We start from the raw sequence: 6159 nt of genomic DNA on the forward strand, positions 1-6159 counted from the left end.
CCAGAATGAATGCCAGACCCCTGCGCCATGGTCACGTCCAATTCATCCTCGACCCCGGTGCAGTCAATGTGGATGTGAAAGTGGAAACCACGAAGATCCTGAAGCAGCACAAGGCGTATCTGGCACAGTTTGAAGAAATGTTGAACGATGAAAGAATCGCATAACGGCAGGCAGAGCAGGCTCATCATGCCCCCAGCAAAGAAAAACAGAGTGTTCCCGACGGGGAACGCCCTGTTGTACATATCGCTTTTGGCAGGGTGCGTCCGGGTGGACGCACCCTGTTTTTTTTTACTATGCTTCATCATTTTCTGCGCGCAGCATCCGGTATCCGACACCAACATGGGTCTGAATCAGATGCGGCGCATCCGGGTATCGTTCCAATTTTTTGCGCAGGGATGCCATGTAAACTCGCAAGGAGGCAATGTCATTTTCCTGCGTACTGCCCCATACTTTCTGCGTGAGGGAGGTATGCGTCAGCACTTTGCCCACATTATGCGCCAGCACACACAGCAGCTTGTACTCGATGGGGGTCAAATGCAATTCATTCTCGCTCAGCCAGACGCAGCCTGCCGAGAAGTCAATCTTCAAAGGACCATTGACAAAAACCGGACTATTCATGCCGTCAGAAGCCAGCAGATTCAATCGGCGCTGCGTTACACGCAGTCTTGCCAGCAGCTCATCCACGGAAAACGGCTTTGTCAGATAATCGTCTGCGCCGTTGTCCAGTGCCTCGATCTTATCAGAATCTTCGCTCCGGGCACTCAGGACGATGATGGGCAGGTTCGACCATGTGCGGACGCTGCGGATGACCTCGATGCCGTCTATATCGGGCAGCCCAAGATCCAGCAGCATGATGTCCGGGTTGTGGCTGGTAGTCATCATGATCGCCGTTTCCCCATTGGAAGCAGTCAGATATTTATAGCCGTGGGTTTTCAGGGTCGTTGTGATCAGACACCGTACAGGAACATCATCCTCTACGACCAGAATGGACGGCTTATTCATGAATGTTCACCTCACTTTGCGGCAGTGCAAAGGAAAAGACACTGCCATTGGGAATGTTGTCACGCAGGGTCAATGTTCCGCCGTGAGCCGTCAGGATCGCTCGGCAGAGGGGTAAGCCCAGTCCAAGGCTGCGGTGGCTGTCTGCGATGCGGCTCTGCCCGGTATAAAACATCTCGAACACCTGTGCTTTTGCGCGATCCGGAATGCCGGGACCGTTATCTGCAACGTCCACTACGACCTGATGGTCTTTCCGGTAAGCCGAAATCTGAATGACCGAGCCCACGGGGGTGTATTTGATGGCGTTATCCACCAGATTGACAACGACCTGCATGATCAGCCGTGCATCTACATTGACCAGAAGGATCTCGTCCCCATACTGTGTTGTGATGGTATGTTCGCAGCTTTTCCGGTTGACATGATGCAGAGCTTCTTCGATCATTTCGTCCATCAGCTGCGGCGAGATCTGCAGATTCATCCGCCCATCTTCAATGCGGGTGATGGAAAGCAGATTTTCCACCAGACCGATCAGCCATTGCGCATCGTCAAAAATATCGGTGCAGATCTTGTTCCGGGTCTCTGTATCCAGCGTTTCTCCGTTGGAAAGCAGATTGCTGGCATTGCCGGAAATGGAGGTCAGCGGGGTGCGCAGGTCATGGGAAATCGTGCGCAGCAGGTTTGCCCGCAGTTCTTCATTCCTTGCCTGCAATGCAGCTTGCTCTTTTTCCAGCGCGTTTCTGCGGTTTTCGATGGCCAGCGCACCTTCGCCCAGAATGGAAAGCAGCACACTGTTTTCAAAGGCATCCAGCGGTTTTTCGGACAGATCGATTCCGATTACTCCAAACACGCCGCCTCCGGTCCGAAGCGCAAGATAAAGCCCCTTTGCATCCGGGTAGCTATCCGTGCCTGCGCCGGAACGCTTTTTGTTGGCAAACGTCCAGTTTGCTGCATCACGTTCTTCCGGTGCAGAAAAGATGTTACACGGCACTTCCCCATCAATCTCAAAAACCTGTTCTGACCCAAGATCTCCGTTTTGTTCCGGGTAAACGATCAGACTCCGGTTCAGCAGCTTCATCAACTGGGACGCTGTCTGAGAGAGGATTTCTTCCTCGCTTTTTGCTCTCTGTAAAAGCTGATTTGTATCAAACAGTATTTTTGTACGGAACGCTGCCTGCGCAGACATTTTTGCATGATCCTTCAGCCGCGTTGTCAGGGTGCAGGTAATGATTGCAGAGGTCAGCATCAGGGCAAATGTAACCTGATAACCGGGATCATACGCATGGAATGTCAGGTATGGCTCGGTCATGAAGAAATTGTACAATGCTACACTGGCGACGGACCCCAGCACACCGCAGGTGTAGCCGCTGGTAAACCATGCGGTGAACAGCACCCCCAGCATATAGAGCATAATAATGTTATAACGTGCAAAGTCCAGTTGCAAGAAAAAGAAGCCGATGAGCGTGATGCAGCTCAGGATGCCTGCGGTGATCAGCAGATCACGGACAGACGGCAGAAGCGGACGGGTGAACAGCTTCCGTCCTGAACCGTAGCCGTTCTCTGCAGAAGCATCCGGGATGATATAAATATCCAGATTGGGTGCAGTCAGCGTCAATTTTTCAGTCAGTGACGGCCCGCTCCAGAAATGGCGGCGATGTACGCTGGAGCGCCCCAGTACGATTTTTGTAATGCCGGAGATGCGGGCAAACTCTGCGATCTGCTGTGGAATGTCATCCCCGTAGATCGTAGAAATGTCGGCACCTGCCTGCTCTGCCATACGAATGTGCTGCTGCAAACGCCGACAGTCTTCTTTTCCCATCTGATCCGAATCCGGAGTACGGACATACAGAGCTGTAAAGGTCCCGCCGAACGCCTTTGCCATCGTTGCCGCCGTCCGCACGATCTTTGCATTGGAGGGAGAGGACGACAGACACGCCAGAATATGTTCAGTGGGTGGGTCGTTCTGATTCATAAAGATCACCTGCCTTGCCCACAGTATAGCACAATTTGATGGTCACGACCACCAGCCACGTCTTTTTCCTTCTTGTCGAATGATCTCCTTCCGCATGTGATCCAGCGCATCTGCTGCCCGGAAACCACTCAACATGACTCCAAGAACCATCAGCAACAAAACGACATCCATATGATCTGTCCTATCTTTTCAGAGTCGGAAACACTTCTGAATCGATGCGTACTTTCCCAAAACCAGCATACTTTCATCCCGGCACAGCTGCGTATCCGGCGTGATGTTCATATCGAGCTTTCCGTCTTTTTTCAGCGCAAGAATATTGATGTTATACTTTTTTCGGATATTGATCTCACCGATCGTACGATCCATCCATTCCGGCGGAATGGTCACTTCCATGATGGCGTGGTCGTCCTGCAGCTCGATATAATCCAGAATGTGTTCGGAGCTGTATCGGATCGCTGCCCACTTTGCCAGCTGCTTTTCCGGGTAGACCACTTCATCCGCACCGTTGCGCAGCAAAAACTTAGCTTGTACATCCCGCTCTGCACGCGAGACCACAAGCTTTGCGCCCAGTTCCTTGAGCAGCGATGTTGTTTCCAGTGAGTTTTGAAAATTGCCGCCAATGGTTACGATACACACATCAAAATTGCCGACACCAAGGGAACGCAGAAAGTATTCGCTGGTGCTGTCACCGATCTGTGCATTCGTCACATAGGAAAGCACAGCGTTCACACGGTCTTCGTTGCTGTCGATCGCCATGACCTGATGACCCAGCTCATTTAGTTCCTGCGCAATATGGCGGCCAAAACGGCCAAGTCCGATCAAAAGAATCGATTTCATAGTTGTCTCCTTTATCCGATTGCAATCTTCTCCTGCGGCAGACGAGAGTGGGCAGGGCTGCTGCCAAATGCCGCATAGATCAACGTCAATCCGCCAACACGTCCCAAAAACATCAGTGCGATCAGCACCCCCTGCGAAAGGATGCCCAATTGCGGCGTGATACCCAATGTCAGACCCACCGTTGCCACAGCCGAAGCAGTCTCATACAAACAGACTGACATCGGCAGCTGCTCTGCCGCAGCAATGACAAAGGCTCCGAGGAAGAACAGCGTCAAATACATCCCTGCGATCGTGGCAGCATTCTTGACCGCAGAACTATCTATGCGCCGCCCGAAAAATTCCGCATCTTCTCTGCGGCGGAAGGTCGCCCACATATTGGCCAGCAGAACGGCAAATGTTGTGGTTTTCATGCCGCCTGCCGTAGAGCCGGGCGAACCGCCCAACAGCATCAGAACCACCATCAATGCCTGTGAAGTGCTGCCCATCGCAGCAAGATCAGCGGTGTTAAAGCCGGCAGTACGGGGGGTGACGGATTGGAACATCGACAATAAAATGCGCTGCCGGGCAGAGCCTGCCGTGAACTCGAAGCAATAAAAGTACAGCGACGGCAGTACCAGAAGAAACGCCGTTGTGACAAGGATCACCTTGCTCTGCATCCGATAGCGGTGAAAGTCAAGGCGATATGTACAAATGTCCTCCCATGTCAGAAAGCCAAGGCCGCCAAAGACGATCAGGGCCGCGATCACTGTGGTAAGCAATGGGTCACCTGCATACTGTGTCAGCGAAACAAATTTTGCACCCTCTGTTCCCAACAGGTCAAACCCGGCATTGCAGAACGCCGAAATGGAATGAAACAGTGCATACCAGATCCCGCGCAAACCATAATCGGCGCAAAATGTCGGCAGCAGCAGTGCAGCACCGACCAATTCAAACAGGGCGGTGATCCGCAGAATAAAGCCTGTCAGCCGCACGATGCCGCCCATCTGTGGGGCAGCGGTGGCTTCCTGCATCGTGCTGCGCTGCTTGAGGGAGATCTTTCGCCCGGAAAGCAGCGCAAAGGCAGCGCCCACTGTAATGACGCCCAGTCCTCCGATCTGAATCAGAAGAAGGATCACGCTCTGCCCGAATGCCGACCAGTAGCTGCCGGTATCCTGTACCACAAGCCCGGTCACGCAAAGGGCAGAGGTGGAGGTAAACAGCGCCTCATGGAACGGTGTAACGCACCGCTGCTGTGCAGCGATTGGGAGCATCAGAAGCAATGCGCCCACCAGATCAACTGCCGCAAAACCTGCAATAATGACCTGAAAAGAAGAAAAACGGTGCTGCCTGTAACGAGGATATTGAATCATAAAAGCTCCTTTACCTATCCGTGTGAATAAAGATTAGCATGGAATAGATAAAAGAGCCGTAAAGAAAATTGTAGAAGTATAAAGATTCCATTAAAATTGATCGGGCAACACCAAATAACAAATGCTGGACATCACCAGCGCAAAAAACGGTAATGTCCAGCATTCATTCAGATTTCTAGTCCATGGCTTCCAGCCATATTCTTCAAATATTCCTTTGGATCGCCATCCAGAATCAAATCCGCATAGCCCAGCGGGTCATTATAGATGAGGTAATCCAATTCTGCCCTCTGCGCTATGGTCACATCCAACGCATCCTCGACTCCGGTGCAGTCAATGGAAATCATTCTCCAATCCCGGAGCAGCAGTTCCACGCAACCGGTGTCCATATTGAATTTGCAAGCTCTTTCATCGTACTTCATGTTTATGTCCTTTCCGCCTTACGGCACCTTTACAGTTGTGACTTTCGTTACACGGTTTTTCTTCTGATAAGGTTTCGGACACACAGCGGTTGGAAAAGCACCTTCGTTCTGCTTTCCGAAGAAAACAAAAAATCCGGACCCTTCTCCTATCGAGAAAAGGTTCGGATTTTCTATTTTAGCGGTAGTCCTCCCGGTAGACATTCCTACGGGTTGGGAACCGCGCACTAACAAAAGCCCCACCGGGGCTTTTGTTGCCCCGCCTGCGGTGGGGCCGTGCTGTTCAAGTCCTCTTATCCGCTGTTATAGGTAAAGGAAAAATGCTATACAAAACAAAAAAGACAGCTACCAAAAGCTGTCTTCCTTGTGGTGCAGTTACGCAATCAAAATCCGAACCATTTCCCTTTGCTTTGGATTCCTCTACTTTTTCAAAAGGAATGGTCTGTGTACCCTCTTTATAGTTAAAGGTAATCAAAACCTTATCGTCATACAGGTAAATCGAATTGATGAATGTATCCACCAATGCCTGCCGCTGATCTTTCTGGTTCATGTTGAGCTTACGAAACCGCAGCAGCCAGAAGCGGATGAA

Annotated in this window: 6 protein-coding genes and 1 pseudogene; 1 reads left to right on the top strand and 6 read right to left on the bottom strand. The window is 51.4% G+C overall.

Annotated features, from left to right (window positions below):
- The first annotated feature begins 5 nt into the window (after positions 1–5).
- Complete coding sequence (locus LKD23_RS08250; protein WP_227621229.1) at positions 6–164, top strand: hypothetical protein; 159 nt, start codon at positions 6–8, stop codon at positions 162–164.
- Between the two features lie 127 nt (positions 165–291).
- On the opposite strand, the gene LKD23_RS08255 is transcribed toward LKD23_RS08250, so the two are convergent.
- The 6 genes and pseudogenes from LKD23_RS08255 to LKD23_RS08280 all read right to left on the bottom strand — a co-directional run.
- Positions 292–1002, bottom strand: coding sequence for a response regulator (locus LKD23_RS08255; RefSeq protein WP_227621230.1), 711 nt, complete (start codon positions 1000–1002; stop codon positions 292–294).
- Positions 995–2878: a DUF4118 domain-containing protein gene (locus tag LKD23_RS08260; protein ID WP_431834210.1), complete on the bottom strand. Its 1884-nt coding sequence runs from the start codon at positions 2876–2878 to the stop codon at positions 995–997. Before LKD23_RS08260 ends, LKD23_RS08255 begins: the two co-directional genes overlap by 8 nt.
- Before the next feature lie 279 nt (positions 2879–3157).
- Positions 3158–3805, bottom strand: a complete 648-nt coding sequence (locus tag LKD23_RS08265) for a potassium channel family protein (RefSeq protein WP_227621232.1) — start codon at positions 3803–3805, stop codon at positions 3158–3160.
- Positions 3806–3816: 11 nt separating this feature from the next.
- On the bottom strand, positions 3817–5154 hold the full coding sequence (locus LKD23_RS08270; RefSeq protein ID WP_227621233.1) for a TrkH family potassium uptake protein: 1338 nt from the start codon (positions 5152–5154) through the stop codon (positions 3817–3819).
- A 167-nt stretch (positions 5155–5321) separates the two neighbouring features.
- Positions 5322–5573 carry a DUF6061 family protein gene (locus LKD23_RS08275; protein ID WP_227621234.1) on the bottom strand — a complete coding sequence of 84 codons (252 nt, stop codon included), beginning with the start codon at positions 5571–5573 and terminating at the stop codon, positions 5322–5324.
- A gap of 280 nt (positions 5574–5853) precedes the next feature.
- Positions 5854–6159 (bottom strand): annotated as a pseudogene (locus tag LKD23_RS08280) (recombinase family protein); the annotation flags it as partial.

The organism is Faecalibacterium butyricigenerans (genome assembly GCF_020687345.1).
GTDB classification, from domain to species: Bacteria; Bacillota; Clostridia; order Oscillospirales; family Ruminococcaceae; genus Faecalibacterium; species Faecalibacterium butyricigenerans.

Excerpts from the sequence above, each read along its gene's own strand:
- LKD23_RS08250 (WP_227621229.1), top strand. The coding sequence starts at position 6 with ATGAATGCCAGACCCCTGCGCCATGGTCACGTCCAATTCATCCTCGAC.
- LKD23_RS08255 (WP_227621230.1), bottom strand. The coding sequence starts at position 1,002 with ATGAATAAGCCGTCCATTCTGGTCGTAGAGGATGATGTTCCTGTACGG.
- LKD23_RS08275 (WP_227621234.1), bottom strand. The coding sequence starts at position 5,573 with ATGAAGTACGATGAAAGAGCTTGCAAATTCAATATGGACACCGGTTGC.
- LKD23_RS08265 (WP_227621232.1), bottom strand. The coding sequence starts at position 3,805 with ATGAAATCGATTCTTTTGATCGGACTTGGCCGTTTTGGCCGCCATATT.
- LKD23_RS08270 (WP_227621233.1), bottom strand. The coding sequence starts at position 5,154 with ATGATTCAATATCCTCGTTACAGGCAGCACCGTTTTTCTTCTTTTCAG.
- LKD23_RS08260 (WP_431834210.1), bottom strand. The coding sequence starts at position 2,878 with ATGGCAAAGGCGTTCGGCGGGACCTTTACAGCTCTGTATGTCCGTACT.